Raw genomic sequence first — 14,647 nt, 5'->3', positions numbered from 1 at the left:
CCCAATAAAAAGGCTGTTATATCGCATAACAGCCTTTTACATCAATATTAAAATAGCACGCTTATACGGTACGGCGAGTCGCCAAACTGTTTAAGATATTTTTAGCATCACCCCAACGCGTCGCTGAACTGTTTGCGCCCAAAATCACGATAATCGCTGGACGATTATTAACGCGGGTTTCCATCACCACGCAGCGCCCTGCTTCATTGATAAAGCCAGTTTTTGAGATACCGATTGGATAGCTACCATCACGCACTAAGCTGCTGGTATTGTTAGCTTTATAGGTACGGTTGCCGCTTGAGTAGTTAGAGACATAAAAGTCATAGCTTTTGGTGGTCGAAAAACGACGAATAACATCGTAGTTGCCAGCTGCACGTACCATTTTAACGAGATCATTTGATGAAGCGACGTTACGCTTATCAAGACCCGTTGGGTCACCGAAGTAAGCGGTGGTCATGCCCAAGTCTTGAGCTTTACGGTTCATAGCGCGCATAAAGGCACTATAACCACCTGGATAGTTACGCGCTAGGCTTTTTGCGGCTGGGTTTTCTGACTTCATCAATGCCATGAGTAGCATCTCAGCACGGTTCAAACGGTCACCTGACTTAAGGTTTGAGCTGGCGCGTTTTGGACCGACGAAATCTTCTGGATCAAGGGTAATCTCTTCACGCATGTCAAGACCGGCGTCTAGCACCACCATCGCTGTCATAATCTTAGTAATACTTGCCATCGGACGGGCAATATCAGCAGCTTTTTCGTAGATAGATTCGCCGGTTTCAGCATCGATGACCACAACACTGCGCGAATCGGTACTGATCGGAATCATACTACCGCTGTTAAAACCACCACGATAGGCGGTGTTATAGCTGTTGGTATTATTGAAGCTATTATTGCTGCTACCAAAACTGTGTGCATTAGTAATATTGGTGGCGCCGTAGCCATTGTCTACTTTTTTAATCGCCGAGCTATTACTGCTGTTGTACATGATTTTACGCGCTTCAGATAAGCTATCGGCACCGCCCCAGCTCACACGCGCACTAGACTCAGAGCCAGAACTACCATTAATGGTAAGCGCCGCTTGTGCAACACTGCCCAAACTCAATGAAATCAGAGCAGCGATTAATTGCTGTTTGGTTAATGGTAGTTGCTTCATTATGCCTCCTGCAGCCGCGCTGCCATTAGTTAGAAAATTAGTTACATACTAACTAACACCAACAACGTACGTAGCGTTTGTGGTTGTGTTTGTAGATACTCGCATAGAGTTTTTGTATTTTTAGTGTATCATGGTTTGCATTTAAGTTTAATCTACTAAATCAATTAGATGTCGTTTTTTGACCACATTCAAATTTTACTACATTTAGTTTATATTGTAGCAATATTAATTAACAATGGCGCAATATAGCATTACATTTAAGCTTATAAGGGCACAATTGCAAAGTTCATATAAAAGTATGCTGCTTAATATAAGGGAATTTGTGAGTTTACATATTTTAGTCAATAAATTTATAGCAGCTGACATTTATAATAAGACGGTAAAATCATTTAGATAGTTTAAGTTTAACAGTGCACCCTTTATTCTGACCAATAGAAAAGAGTATAACTATGATTCGAGTACTAGTAGTAGATGATCATGATTTGGTGCGAATGGGCATTAGCCGCATGTTGGCAGATAGTGCCGATATAGAAGTCGTCGGCGAAGCGGATAGTGGCGATATGGCAATTAAATTGGCAAAACAGCTGCGTCCGGATGTGATATTGCTCGATGTCAATATGCCCAATATTGGCGGCCTCGAAGCCACCAAACGCCTCATCCAGCTTGATATGGGCTTTAAGATTTTGGCCGTGAGTAGCATGTCAGCGCAGCCTTATCCGTCAATGCTTATTAAAGCGGGTGTCAATGGTTATATTACCAAAGGGACGCCGCTTGACGAGATGATACGCGCGGTGAAAAAAGTCTATCAGGGCGGGCGTTACTTTAGCCAAGACGTCGCTGAGCAATTGGCGGATGTTTTGTTATCTGATAATGCCAGCTCACCTTTTGACTTATTAAGTGACCGAGAAAAACAGGTCGCCATGATGGTGGTGAATTGCCAAAGCCCGCAGCAAATCGCCGACCAGTTATTTGTCAGTGTCAAAACCATCAATACTTATCGTTACCGCATTTATGAAAAAGTCGGTGTCGATAGCGATGTAAAGCTGACCCATTTGGCCATTCGCCATGGGCTTATCCAACCGTAAGTCGCTATGCGCATGCATTTTAGGCGTCTTTTCTTTTATGACGATTAATTTTTAAAGCCTATAGAAATACCGAAACCCTTAACGCCTATGAAATCTTTAAAGTCTGCGCCGTCGAAACCTATGAATTCTATTAGTAGAGTTATAGCCGCTATTACGGATTATTTTCAGCGCGATGACACCTTACCTTTGCCGCAGCTGCGCAGGTTGGGTTTGATTTATAGCAGCTATCGCTTTGTCGTCAGCCTATTTTCTATGCTGATGGTGTATATCACAGCGCGCGCTAGCGATGGTTCATCATTACCAAGTTTTTTGCAGCAAACCGCGCTCAGTTTTTATGTCCTTTTAAGCTTAATTTTATTGGGTTTATTTTATGTGGTGACCAAGCATCCACGGCAACAGCTGGCGTTTGGTTTAGCGGTAGACGTCATTATTTTAAGCTTACTGCTCTATACCGCTGGCGCGCCTGATTTGCAGTTGACCATGCTGTATATGGTGGTGGTTGCCGCCAGCTTTATGCTGCTTCATAGCTCGCAAGCGCTGATTATTACTTTACTGGCGATTATTTTCGTTATCTATCAGCAGTTTTTTTATGCGATTGCCAATAGCATGAATTTGGCAAATTTAGGCGATGCGCTCCTGATGTCAGCCAGCTTTTTGGCAGTCGGCGGTTTGAGTTGGTCAATCTCGCAGCGCTTGGTACAAGTTGAGAAAGTAGCGGCCCGCCACGCCAAAGAAGTCGAACGCTTAAACGTTATCAATCAAGAAGTCATCACCCAAATGGCCAACGGTGTCATCGTCATCGATTGTGAACAAGTGGTTTTAGCCAACCTTTCGGCTTATCAATTACTGAGTATTCCAAATACTACGGCAATGGATGCAGAGTATGTTGAGACAAATGCTGCGCTAAGTAGCTCGCCAAACAGCTTGTTAAACAATTCTTTAAACAGCCATGCGAACAACTCTTCAAATAATATTAAAAATCATATTGCAAACAAACCACTCGCCGACTTTCAGCAGCAGCTTCGCGCGCAACATCTACAGTTATTTGAAGCTTGCTTATCGATAGAGACGGGACAATCTCGCAGTTTTATTTATGAGTTGCCAGCTACTGCCAATGCCTCTGTCTTTGGTAAGCTTCGCGTTGAAATTATCCCGCTAAAAAATGACAGTAACCTTGTCATTTTAGAAGATTTACGCCGCGAACAAGCCAGCGCCCAACAGTTAAAACTGGCCTCACTAGGGCAACTGACCGCCAGTATTGCTCATGAAATAAGAAATCCTTTAGCCGCTATTTCGCAAGCCAGTCAACTACTGATAGAAGATATTGAAGAAAGTCAGGCCATAGAGAGTGCAAGCGCAAATGATGCGTTGGCTGGCAATCATGAGCTTTATAAAATGATATTCACGCAAACAAAGCGCGTTAATCGTATTATTGAAGATGTCTTAAAGCTGTCACGCCAGCAAACCGCCAAGCAGCAATTAATTGCCCTTGCCGACTGGATACCAGAATTTTTGGCAAACTATTTTCAAGGTCATGATGTTTTTTTACACAGCCATGCGCAGCCGTCCATCTCATTTGACCCGCATCAATTAGAGCAAATTTTTATCAATTTAATTAACAATGGCTTACGTCATAGCAGTTATGCTCACCCTCATGCCGTTGTGGAAATCGAGATTTATTGTGCCGATAACGATGTTATAATTGATGTATTGGACGATGGCACAGGTGTAAGCACGGCAGACTTAACCCACCTGTTCAATCCATTTTTTACCACTGATAAGGCGGGTACGGGTTTAGGCTTGTATTTATCGCAAGCATTTTGTGAAGCCAACCATGCGCGCCTACTTTATATTCCAGAACACAAAAAGACTTGTTTTCGTTTGATTGCGCCTGCTATTGACAACGCGGCCATTGATAATGAAGCAGTTGAAAACTTAGATAAAACCTATTTTTAATGCCTTGCAATATTTTAAGACAATGAGATGATGTATGACCACAACCGCGCTAGTCGTTGATGATGAAGTAGATTTATGCCGCTTGATGCAAATTACCTTAACCAAGATGGGCATCAAAAGCGATGTGGCTTATACCTTATCGCAAGCCAAAACCTATTGGCAAGCAAACGACTATGATTTTTGTTTGACCGACTTAAAACTCCCTGATGGGTCAGGCTTAGAGTTGGTTAAACATATTAGCAGCAGTTCAAGTACGCCCATTGCCGTGATTACCGCGCATGGCAGTATGGATTTGGCGATTGAAGCGTTAAAGCTGGGCGCTTTTGATTTTGTTAATAAGCCGCTTGAGCTGCCGCGCCTGCGACAATTGGTCGAAAATGCACTCAAGGTTATTCATCAAGATAACGCCGCAAAGTCAACGCCTGAGCGCTCACCTGAGCAGCAAATGCTCGATAGCCGTCTCATTGGCGACTCAGCTGTCATGCACCCGCTAAAAAGTACCATTTTAAAATTAGCACGCTCACAAGCGCCAGTTTTTTTATCGGGGGCATCGGGCACTGGTAAAGAAGTGGTTGCGCGCTTAATCCATGACTTAAGTCCGCGCCGTGATGGCAGCTTTGTACCAGTCAACTGCGGCGCGATTCCATCAGAACTGATGGAGTCAGAATTTTTTGGTCATAAAAAAGGCAGCTTTACTGGCGCTGTCGTCGATAAGCAAGGACTGTTTCAACAGGCTAATGGCGGCACGCTATTTTTAGATGAGGTCGCCGATCTGCCACTAGCGATGCAGGTCAAATTACTGCGCGCCATTCAAGAAAAAACCGTGCGCGCAATCGGCGATACCAAAGAAGTGCCAGTTGATATTCGTATCCTATCAGCGACGCATAAAGATTTAAATCAGCTGGTACAAGCAGGTAGCTTTCGCCAAGATTTATATTACCGCATCAATGTCATTGAGATTAAACTACCGACGCTTAACGCAAGACGTGATGATATACCGGTATTGGCCAAGCACTTTTTGACCCTGATTGCCGATGAATGGCAATTGGAGTCGCCGCCAACACTGACCCATGCTGCGTGCGCGCGTCTACAACATCACGACTTTGCTGGGAACGTACGCGAATTACGTAATATCCTTGAACGCGCGATAACCTTAGCGGAGACATCCACTATTGATGCCAGTCATTTGGGCTTGGCTGATTTCAACAACCAACAACTAGAGAACGCGCAAGAAGCTATTGCAGAAGTAGAGCAAAATAACAACGCTGACAAAGCGACCCTTTCGAGCAATGCTATTTTAGATAAAAGTGAAAGCTTAGAAGCGCAATCTATAAAAGATAATGCGGAAAAAAATAACGTAGAAGGTGCAGAAAAAGACAGCGCACAACAAGCAAAAGCTACTATATCTCCTTATCGCACCATTACGCAGCACTATCCTTCAATGAATGCGCACGCTGCAGCCAGTCCTACAGCACAACCTGATAAAACAGCAGCCAGCGCTATGTCAGAACCATTAAGCAATGAAGCAGAAAATTCAGAAAATTTAAGACCACCCGTAAATCAAGAAAATATTAGCACCGGTCAATTACCTGCCCAAGGCTTAGAGCATTATTTGCAAGAGCAGGAAAGGCAGCTGATTATTACCGCCCTTAAACAGACAAACTGGAATAAGACCCAAGCTGCTGAATTGTTGGGCACCACTTTCCGCTCGTTACGCTATCGTATGTCAAAGCTTGGAATTGCTGAAAACCAGTCTGAATAATATATAAGCGCTAACCATAAGACGATAATTAAATCAGTTCGAAAAGTCTCAGTTTAAATGCTAACGAAATTAGGGCTTGGCTTTAACAGTCGGCTTTTCAGTCACATGCTCGATGATTGTATTGTTTTGAGTCACTTTATTTTTAACAACTTTAGTATTAGTGTCATCTTGATTAGGAACGTTTGCTGCTTGAGATTTTCGTACAAAGCGAACACCCGACGGCAGGGCTTTTTGCCTGAGTAAATCAAGCGCCTGTTGCTCCCACGTACTTTCATTTCCTGTTAAAGTCACATCAGGCGCTACCCCAACCCCATCTATTTTTTTACCTGAAGCGGTCATGTAATGAGCAACCGTCAGCTTCACCGCTTGCTCGTCATTCAGCGGTATCACGGACTGCACCGAACCTTTACCATAGCTGACCTCGCCTAAAATAGTCGCGCGTTTTTGCGCTTGCAAACTACTGGCTAAGACCTCAGCCGCTGAAGCAGAATAACGATTTTGCAACACCACAACTGGCATGGCATCTAATAACGCTGCACCTTGCGTCGATAGTGTGCGGGATTCGCTTTGACGACCTTTGACTTGTACCACATCGGTATTGGTCATAAATAAACTGGCAACGCTTACCGCTGACGCCAATACACCGCCTGGGTTGTCACGCATGTCTAATAAAACGCCCTTAACAGGCGCATCCAAATCAATTAACCCTTGTAACAGCTTTTCACGGCTATTGTTTTGAAAGGCGGGTAATCTAACAATAGCCATCCCATCTACCAGCCGCGTTTCAATAACTTGTGGATGGTTGTGATTACGCTGTAAAGTCGTGGTATGTTTACGGCGGCCTGCTTTTGATGTCACGACATCTACTTGGGTACCTGCAATGCCCGTGAGCAATTGCTCAATGTCATTACTTTCTTCGTCTTCACCAAGTTTAAACTCGTCCACTTGGTGCAAATAATCACCAACGGCAATACCTTTTTTATCGGCAGGCGAGCCATCAACCACCTCAGTAATCACCCAATAGCCTACTTTGGGTTGATACTGCACCTTGATACCGATATCGCCGACGTCGCCTTCAGTAAAAGCACGCAGATTCTCATAAGCTTCTGCATCCAAAAACTCAGCGTGGCTATCAAGCTTGGTCAACATACCGCTCATGGCGTTGCTAAATAACTCTTCGTCATTGACTGTATCCACATATTCGCGTCGTACCAAATCAACGACGGCCACAAAGGTTTTGAGCGTTTCAGGCGAAATGGCCTTTAACGATACTTGCGCAACTTCAGCGGGAATATCGGTATTTATCACGTCTGACTCGTCATTTAGCGCGCTTTCATCAGCGACAGCATCTATCGAGTCATCGACTTGATCGGCAGATTCGAGCATATCAGCGATATCTGATAAATCGTCGGCGCTATTAGCTTGCTCGTCATTATTTAAGGATACATCGTCGTCGTTAAGTCCAATCAATTGCAAGCTTGCCGTGGTATTTTCGCCAGTATTATTGATTTTACCGTTATTGTTGGTAGCAGCTTGTGCTGGCATATTGACCACACCTAGCCCTACTACACTGCTTATAAGAGCGGGTTTTAATAGCTGAGAGCCGATTGATTTGACATTAAAAGACTTCATTTTAAAAGATTTAGAAGCAATAGATTTAGAAGCAATAGGCAATGGCATGATGATATTTCTCAAGCTTTTAGACCGCAATAAGAATAAATGGCGAATTGGACGCATAATAAATTACTCAAAAAAAGGATTTGGTTATTATTTTTATAACTTTCAGATTATATGGATATTTATGATTATAAAGTTATTCATGAACGATGTCGTCTAAAATAACACTGCGCCTCTACCTAAGACTAGGACAGTATTGCAAGTAACTTAAACAATATGTATCAAGCAAAATGCGGCGAAGCGTAGAAAAAATGCAAAAAAAGGGAAAGACACTCAATATCTTTCCCTTTTTATAAAACTCAATAGCTTTAGCAGTAGTAATAGACTGCTAAATAACCCTATTAAATGTCTAGTTTATGTAGCCGAAAGCAGTAAGTTTTTACCGGTCATCTCATCTGGCTGCTCGATATCCATTAATGCCAAAATCGTAGGCGCAATATCACTAAGCTTGCCGCCGCTACGTACTTTTACGGCTTTCTCACCAATATAAATCAGTGGCACCAGCTCAGTGGTATGCTGTGTATGCACCTGACCACTTTCGTAGTCTTGCATCTGCTCACAGTTGCCATGGTCAGCGGTGATCAGCATGTCGCCACCCGCAGCGCGTACCGCTTCTTCTAAGCGACCAATGCACACATCCAACGCCTCTACCGCTTTGACAGCGGCTTCAAAGACACCTGTATGCCCGACCATATCGCCGTTGGCATAATTAACCACCAACACATCATATTTACCCGACTCGATAGCAGCGACCAACTCATCGGTCACTTCAGGCGCGCTCATTTCTGGCTGTAAATCATAAGTAGCAACATCAGGCGATGGCACTAAAATCCGCGTCTCGCCTTCATATTCATCTTCGCGGCCGCCGCTAAAGAAAAAGGTCACGTGCGCATATTTTTCAGTTTCAGCGATACGTAGCTGGGTCTTACCTTTATCTTGTAAATACTCGCCAAGCGTGTTGGTCAAAGACGCTGGATAATAGGCAATACTGGTTTTTGGATTGTCCGCTAGCACGTCAGAGTATTTGGTCAACATCACAAAAGCGGCAAGCTTTGGTTGCTTATGACGGGCAAAACCAGAAAACTCATGATCTGGTAGCACAAAGGCTTGCGCAAGCTCACGGGCACGGTCAGCGCGGAAGTTCATAAAGATAAGCGCATCATTGTCATCGACCGTATAAGGCACTTCGTCACGACCAATCACCACCGTTGGATTGATAAACTCATCAGTTTCGCGTGCTTTATACGCCGCTTGTATGGCGCCATCGGCACGTGTTGCTAAGCGGTCGGCTTTACCTTCGGTGATAAGCTCATAGGCTTTTTGCACACGGTCCCAGCGATTGTCACGATCCATTGCATAATAGCGCCCAATAATACTGGCAATTTGCACGCGGCCACCTTCGTAATGGTCATTGAGCTTAGCAATATGATCGCGTAAGCGGTTGATGTACTTATCAGCAGATTTTGGCGGGGTATCGCGGCCGTCTAAAAAACAATGCACAAAGACATTTTTAGCACCGTGTACCAATGCCGAATGACACATAGCTTCGATATGGTCTTGATGCGAGTGCACGCCGCCATCAGACAACAATCCCATAATATGCACATTACCACCGAGCTTATTTGCCGCTTTCACCGCATTAACCAGTGCTTCGTTTTTATAGAACTCACGATTGGCGACTTCGTTTGAGATACGAGTGGAGTCTTGATAAAGCACGCGGCCGGCGCCCAAATTCATATGGCCAACCTCTGAGTTACCAAACTGACCATCTGGCAGACCGACATCTTCCCCTGAAGCCGATATCAATCCATGCGGATATTGTTGGTAGATCTTATCCAAATTTGGCATATGGGCGGCAGCAATCGCATTATCCTTATCGTCTTCACGATGCCCAAAACCATCTAATATCATTAAGACATGGGGCACTTTTTTATTTTGCTCGCTATCTTGCTTATTATTGAGCTGAGCCTGACTATCGTCGATAATTTCTGCTTGTTGCTGGTTATGGGTCATGGATTACCGCTCCTCAAGTGAATGAACGCCTAGAATGCTATCTTAGGATGTTTACAGTCCTCTATATTAACACATATCTCGAAATAGCTGAAAAATCGCCCTTTTAAGCCATATTTAAGCCCTTAAAAATTCTGTCATTTCATGGTAGATAAAGTAAATACTCAACATCATTCATGCTGCTCATTAACCCTACGTAGCAATCTGTAAATCGTACTTGCAATCACTCAAGTCATTGGTTAAGATAATTATATTCTGAAGTGTTGGCTAGTAGATGTTTATTCCCTGAGCCGATAATGCTTTACCAGGATGTGGTACCTATTGCCTCATTGTGTATGCCTGCACCGCTTGCGGTGTCTCAGGAAACCTGCAGAGGCAGTGACGCATCCGCCCTGAACTTCACGGTTCATGGGTCACCATCTTACGGCGGCACTTCGGTTGTTTTATTCAGTTATTCACTATTTTATTTATAAATATTATCTTTTATAAAAAATAGTTTTAACACTCAAAAAGCCCCTTTTATTAATGATAAAAGGGGCTTTTTTATGTCGGCAAGAATATCTATTTAATAATAAATTGATTATTCGTCATTGGCAGATTTGGTAATTTTCTTCACATCTTTAGGGATGTTTTTAGCCGTCCCATCGACAGTAGTATGTTGTTTAAACACATTGCCAAACGGATTTTGTTGCTGTTGACCAAATGGATTTTGATTGTTCATACCACCAGCACCGCCAAATGGATTCTGACCGCCCATGCCGCCTGCGCCACCAAACGGGTTTTGTCCACCCATCTGTTTTGCCATCATCTCCATCATTTTTTGCTGATTGTTCATAACGTAATTATTAGCAAAGTCTTTGAGCTTTTTTTGCACTGGCGGCAATATCACCAGTAAGGCTAATAAATCACTGAGCACACCTGGAATCAGCAGCAACAGACCCGCCGCTGCTACAGCGACACTTTTAATCATGGTTGATTCTTGTGGACGCATCGCAGGGTTCATCATACCGCCCGCTTTCATCTGCTGCGCCATTGGATTGAGTGCTGCCATCCCTTTACGTATAAGAGAGATACCGATAACGGCGGCGATAATAAACCACATAAATACCCACCAACCGCTCATAAACTGCGCAAGTAAATACCAAAGCAGCATCTCGATAATAAACCAAACGATGGCAATACCAACTATCTGACCCATAAAGTGTCGTCCTATAAGATAAAATCTAAAAATTAAGCGCCATGCAAATTAATATGGCTAACATATGATGTATATGGGGATTGATTGCTATACTATCAAACTTACGGCTGATTTTTAAGCCATAAAACAAAATGTAAGTAATACGGAATACTATGGCAATTATTATCGGGATTGACCCGGGTTCGCGCATGACTGGTTATGGCATTATCCAACAAACGGGCGACAAACTTACGTATATAGACGCAGGCACCATTCGCACAGATACCAAAGAGATGCCTGAGCGCCTAAAGCGTATTTTTAATGGCTTAACGCGTATCACCCAGCATCATTTAAAATATGGCGACGAGCCAATTTATACCGCTATCGAGCAAGTTTTTATGGCAGAAAACCCAGACTCAGCGTTGAAGCTCGGGCAAGCACGTGGTGCGGCGATTGCCGCTATGGTCGCTCTTGATTTAGAAGTATCGGAATATACTGCTCGCCAAATTAAGCAAGCGGTTTGCGGCTATGGTGCGGCGGCAAAAGAGCAAGTACAAGAGATGGTCTGCCGCATTTTGGCGTTAGAAGTTGTACCCCAGCAAGATGCCGCTGATGGGCTTGCCTGCGCCATTTGTCATGCGCATTCAAGCCATTCAATGAACAAACTGATATTAAACAGCGCCATGCGTGGTCGCGGTGCTTCGAAGAAAAAAGGCCGCTGGCGTTTGACCGAAGAAGACTTAGGCAATTTGCGTTAATATAAAAACAGATATTCATAGAATAAAGCAAACGCCCATAAAAAAACACGCGTGCAAACGGCGCGTGTTTCTTGTTTAAATTATCTCTTCTATTTGAGTCATCGTTTAAAATAATAAAAATGACCAACAGACCTACTTTAACAAAGCATTACTCGACCACGCTACTCTCAATCACTGCATCGAGTACATAGGCATATTCTTGCGCTTCTTCATTCTCATTAGCGTCTAACTCATAGCGCTGGAGACGTAGTACTTCATCGTGCATACCATCGGGCTGGTAGCCATCGATTTCGCCGTTAAAGGCTGTCCACTCACCTTCACTAACCTTGATACCTTGGTCATCATAAATAATGGGTTTTACTTGTAAGCACAACTCTGAGCTCTTATCAGCGCAGGCTACTTTCTTAGCATTAACCGCCCAAAATACCGTTTCACCTTTACTGTTATATTTGGCTTGTGAGGTTAACTTACCTACCCAAACTAGCGTCGCCGCGTCGCTTGTGATTTGCGTTAAGACAGGTTGATGACTTTCAGCCGTTGCGCTCTCAGCACGACCGTTTTCGACATTGGCGTCTAATACTAAGGTCAATTGATTCTCACCTTGCATTAGCTCATTCAATTGGTTTTCAGCCTTATCAAGCTCACCGCACGACATTTTGGTGCTCATACCGTCTTCGATGGTCAACGTCTGACCTTGAAGCTGATATCCTGCGCTCATGGTATTGCAGCCGACACTATAGTTTAGGCTATTCTCACCTTGGTATTGGCTAAAGCTCAAGCGCACTTGGTCTTTGATATCGAGCAATGTATTTAGTGGCTGTGCACCTTTATCGCTTGCAGACATCAGTGTCCAGCGATAACGGGTAAGATTGGCTATCATTTGTTCTTCAGTGCTCATCTCAGCCGCCTTGGACTCATCATTTTCTAGCGTAGCAGCATTACCATCGACTTCGTTAGCATTTTCTGTCTGTACATCATTATCGCTTGGTACTGAGGATTCTTGGCAGGCAGTTAATGTCAGACTTACCGCTAGAATGCTAGGCAATACAGCAAATCTAGCCAAAGACTTTATAAAAGATGATTCCGTAAAATATTGGGTGTCAAAAGATGAGGTCATAACAGTCATACCTTGTGAGTAAACCTTTTCGATATTCCGCTTTTTAACATACGAAGTTTTTACCTTACAAATTGCAATTGTATCTGTTTTTGTAAAGTGTTCATAATTTGACCACTATAGCGCCGATGTCATCTATTATTGTTACAAAGTGTTTAATTTTATAGATTGATAGTAACTGTTTTCGATAGTTTTTCTAATTTTGTCATTAAAAAAAGCCTTAACTGGCTAATATGGTGGTTAGCGCATTAAGGCTTTTGGCTATGTAAAGCTCGGTTTATAAGGCGACCTTATCATTCATCACAAGCAGGTTTGGCTTTTGCCATATTTTTAATACTAAAGCGCTCATGCATCATTTGATAAAAACGCGCCAAATTTTCGCCCTGCTCGTTTGGATTAACTTTCAGCGCTTTACCAAAATCTAGACCCAAATAAAGCACGATATCGGCAAAACTTAACTGATCACCGACCAAATATTCATGACCGTTTAAGGCATTTTCAAAATAAGGTAGGGCTTTTATCGCGCGGGCAATAGAGGGCGCGACAAACTCAGGTACTTGCTCGACACGCTGCGCTTTGGACGGATGGCTATGCTGAAACGCCAGCATAAAGTTGTATAGCACCTCAAACTCGGCAATACGGCGCATCGAGCATACTTGCGCCCGCTGTACGACGTCATTACCCATCACCGAGCGCTCGCCATAAACACGGTCGAGATACTCGCATACCGCCTGCGAGTCATTCAGCACCGTACCATCATCCAAGGTTAATACCGGCACCGTCTGCATGGGATTGATTTTGGTAAATTCCTCGGACATCTGCTCATTGGTAGCAAAGTCGATATCGACCACATCAAGATCATCCATATCATCGACATCGATACCTTTTGACGCTAATAAAATAAGCGCTTTACGTGGATTTGGGGCGGTACGGGTAAGGTATAGTTTTTTCATGGCAAACTCCTTGTAAGACGGTTTTAAAGCGACTCAGCGCCCTTTGGTTTTATTATGATTATTGCATTATCGTTCATGGATAAAATTATGAATATCATGTGTAGATATTTCAGCCTGTTATTATCATAACAAAACCTTATGAAATATGCTGTTTTAATAAAAATCTGAGAAAGTAAAAGCCCTATAACATGACGTCATAGGGCTTATTAACTTAAAACAACTGCTTGGACTAGCTGCTCAACTTATTTGTTAGGCGCAGGCGTGGTACGGAGATAAGGTTTAATTTCGGTATGGCCTTTTGGATAATTGGCGGGAATATCTTCATTTTTCACGCTTGGTGGAATGATAACGTCATCGCCTTCTTTCCAATCAACTGGCGTTGCGACGTTATACTCATCAGACAATTGCATCGCATCGATAACTCGGACGATTTCATCGAAGTTACGACCACAGCTAGCTGGATAAGTCAGGGTTAAGCGTACTTTTTTGTTTGGATCAATGATAAACACACTTCGAACTGTCGCGGTATTGTCGGCATTTGGATGAATCATGTCATAAAGATCCGCCACTTTGCGATCTGAGTCCGCAATGATAGGAAAGTTAACGGCGGTACCTTGGGTTTCTTCGATATCTTTGGCCCAGCCTTTATGATCATCTAAACCGTCAACTGATAAGGCAATTGCTTTTACATTGCGCTTTTGAAACTCGCCGCCTAATGCCGCCGTACGCCCAAGCTCAGTGGTACAGACTGGCGTGTAATCAGCAGGATGCGAAAATAATACTACCCAGCTATCCCCTGCCCAATCATAAAAGTTGATATCACCTTCTGTGGTGCTTGCGTCAAAGTTTGGGGCGGTATCACCTAAACGTAAATTTGCCATGCTTTATTCCTTATTTATATGAGTGATGAGCGTTAGTATTTGTTCACCCCTAAAGGTATCCATCGCTCTATTGTTATAAATGTACTTAGTTATAAATGTACTTAGTTATAAATGTACTTAG

11 protein-coding genes and 1 other RNA gene are annotated in these 14,647 nt (G+C 43.3%); 5 read left to right on the top strand and 7 right to left on the bottom strand.

Annotated features, from left to right (window positions below; all coding sequences use genetic code 11):
* Positions 1–61 precede the first annotated feature (61 nt).
* Positions 62–1,153, bottom strand: coding sequence for a serine hydrolase (locus tag ACPEGP_RS00590; protein ID WP_200663230.1), 1,092 nt, complete (start codon positions 1,151–1,153; stop codon positions 62–64).
* A gap of 449 nt (positions 1,154–1,602) precedes the next feature.
* Here ACPEGP_RS00590 and ACPEGP_RS00585 point away from each other — a divergent pair, with 449 nt between their 5' ends.
* The 3 genes from ACPEGP_RS00585 to ACPEGP_RS00575 all read left to right on the top strand — a co-directional run bounded on the left by ACPEGP_RS00585 (position 1,603) and on the right by ACPEGP_RS00575 (position 5,956).
* Positions 1,603–2,238 carry a response regulator gene (locus ACPEGP_RS00585; RefSeq protein ID WP_102076814.1) on the top strand — a complete coding sequence of 212 codons (636 nt, stop codon included), beginning with the start codon at positions 1,603–1,605 and terminating at the stop codon, positions 2,236–2,238.
* Positions 2,239–2,358: 120 nt separating this feature from the next.
* Complete coding sequence (locus tag ACPEGP_RS00580; protein ID WP_423813618.1) at positions 2,359–4,194, top strand: sensor histidine kinase; 1,836 nt, start codon at positions 2,359–2,361, stop codon at positions 4,192–4,194.
* A 34-nt stretch (positions 4,195–4,228) separates the two neighbouring features.
* Complete coding sequence (locus ACPEGP_RS00575; RefSeq protein WP_423813617.1) at positions 4,229–5,956, top strand: sigma 54-interacting transcriptional regulator; 1,728 nt, start codon at positions 4,229–4,231, stop codon at positions 5,954–5,956.
* Positions 5,957–6,025: 69 nt separating this feature from the next.
* On the opposite strand, the gene ACPEGP_RS00570 is transcribed toward ACPEGP_RS00575, so the two are convergent.
* The gene (locus ACPEGP_RS00570; protein WP_423813616.1) at positions 6,026–7,501 is read right to left on the bottom strand and encodes a S41 family peptidase; all 1,476 of its coding nucleotides are present in this window, start codon (positions 7,499–7,501) and stop codon (positions 6,026–6,028) included.
* Positions 7,502–7,987: 486 nt separating this feature from the next.
* Positions 7,988–9,646: a 2,3-bisphosphoglycerate-independent phosphoglycerate mutase gene (gpmI, locus tag ACPEGP_RS00565; protein WP_191692209.1), complete on the bottom strand. Its 1,659-nt coding sequence runs from the start codon at positions 9,644–9,646 to the stop codon at positions 7,988–7,990.
* 246 nt (positions 9,647–9,892) lie between these two features.
* Between gpmI and ssrS the strand changes: the two genes are divergently transcribed.
* Positions 9,893–10,088, top strand: a non-coding RNA gene (gene ssrS, locus ACPEGP_RS00560) — 6S RNA.
* 135 nt (positions 10,089–10,223) lie between these two features.
* Here ssrS and ACPEGP_RS00555 read toward each other — a convergent pair.
* Entirely contained in the window at positions 10,224–10,841 is a 618-nt protein-coding gene (locus ACPEGP_RS00555; RefSeq protein ID WP_068406667.1) for an FxsA family protein, read from the bottom strand.
* A gap of 152 nt (positions 10,842–10,993) precedes the next feature.
* Here ACPEGP_RS00555 and ruvC point away from each other — a divergent pair, with 152 nt between their 5' ends.
* Entirely contained in the window at positions 10,994–11,578 is a 585-nt protein-coding gene (ruvC, locus tag ACPEGP_RS00550) for a crossover junction endodeoxyribonuclease RuvC (RefSeq protein WP_201588736.1), read from the top strand.
* A 148-nt stretch (positions 11,579–11,726) separates the two neighbouring features.
* On the opposite strand, the gene ACPEGP_RS00545 is transcribed toward ruvC, so the two are convergent.
* The 3 genes from ACPEGP_RS00545 to ACPEGP_RS00535 all read right to left on the bottom strand — a co-directional run bounded on the left by ACPEGP_RS00545 (position 11,727) and on the right by ACPEGP_RS00535 (position 14,526).
* Positions 11,727–12,695 (bottom strand): META domain-containing protein, encoded by a 969-nt coding sequence (locus tag ACPEGP_RS00545; protein ID WP_423813615.1) that lies wholly within the window; start codon positions 12,693–12,695, stop codon positions 11,727–11,729.
* A 290-nt stretch (positions 12,696–12,985) separates the two neighbouring features.
* The gene (locus ACPEGP_RS00540) at positions 12,986–13,645 is read right to left on the bottom strand and encodes a glutathione S-transferase family protein (protein ID WP_423813614.1); all 660 of its coding nucleotides are present in this window, start codon (positions 13,643–13,645) and stop codon (positions 12,986–12,988) included.
* 242 nt (positions 13,646–13,887) lie between these two features.
* Entirely contained in the window at positions 13,888–14,526 is a 639-nt protein-coding gene (locus tag ACPEGP_RS00535) for a peroxiredoxin (RefSeq protein WP_102076822.1), read from the bottom strand.
* Positions 14,527–14,647 lie beyond the last annotated feature (121 nt).

The organism is Psychrobacter sp. 219-2-C (genome assembly GCF_049560815.1).
In the GTDB taxonomy this organism is placed as follows: Bacteria; Pseudomonadota; Gammaproteobacteria; order Pseudomonadales; family Moraxellaceae; genus Psychrobacter; species Psychrobacter faecalis.
Note: the sequence above shows the minus strand (reverse complement) of the source record. Positions and strands in the feature narration are given on the sequence as shown.

Excerpts from the sequence above, each read along its gene's own strand:
- ACPEGP_RS00590 (WP_200663230.1), bottom strand. The coding sequence starts at position 1,153 with ATGAAGCAACTACCATTAACCAAACAGCAATTAATCGCTGCTCTGATT.
- ACPEGP_RS00585 (WP_102076814.1), top strand. The coding sequence starts at position 1,603 with ATGATTCGAGTACTAGTAGTAGATGATCATGATTTGGTGCGAATGGGC.
- ACPEGP_RS00580 (WP_423813618.1), top strand. The coding sequence starts at position 2,359 with ATGAATTCTATTAGTAGAGTTATAGCCGCTATTACGGATTATTTTCAG.
- ACPEGP_RS00575 (WP_423813617.1), top strand. The coding sequence starts at position 4,229 with ATGACCACAACCGCGCTAGTCGTTGATGATGAAGTAGATTTATGCCGC.
- ACPEGP_RS00570 (WP_423813616.1), bottom strand. The coding sequence starts at position 7,501 with ATGCCAGCACAAGCTGCTACCAACAATAACGGTAAAATCAATAATACT.
- gpmI (WP_191692209.1), bottom strand. The coding sequence starts at position 9,646 with ATGACCCATAACCAGCAACAAGCAGAAATTATCGACGATAGTCAGGCT.
- ACPEGP_RS00555 (WP_068406667.1), bottom strand. The coding sequence starts at position 10,841 with ATGGGTCAGATAGTTGGTATTGCCATCGTTTGGTTTATTATCGAGATG.
- ruvC (WP_201588736.1), top strand. The coding sequence starts at position 10,994 with ATGGCAATTATTATCGGGATTGACCCGGGTTCGCGCATGACTGGTTAT.
- ACPEGP_RS00545 (WP_423813615.1), bottom strand. The coding sequence starts at position 12,695 with ATGACCTCATCTTTTGACACCCAATATTTTACGGAATCATCTTTTATA.
- ACPEGP_RS00540 (WP_423813614.1), bottom strand. The coding sequence starts at position 13,645 with ATGAAAAAACTATACCTTACCCGTACCGCCCCAAATCCACGTAAAGCG.
- ACPEGP_RS00535 (WP_102076822.1), bottom strand. The coding sequence starts at position 14,526 with ATGGCAAATTTACGTTTAGGTGATACCGCCCCAAACTTTGACGCAAGC.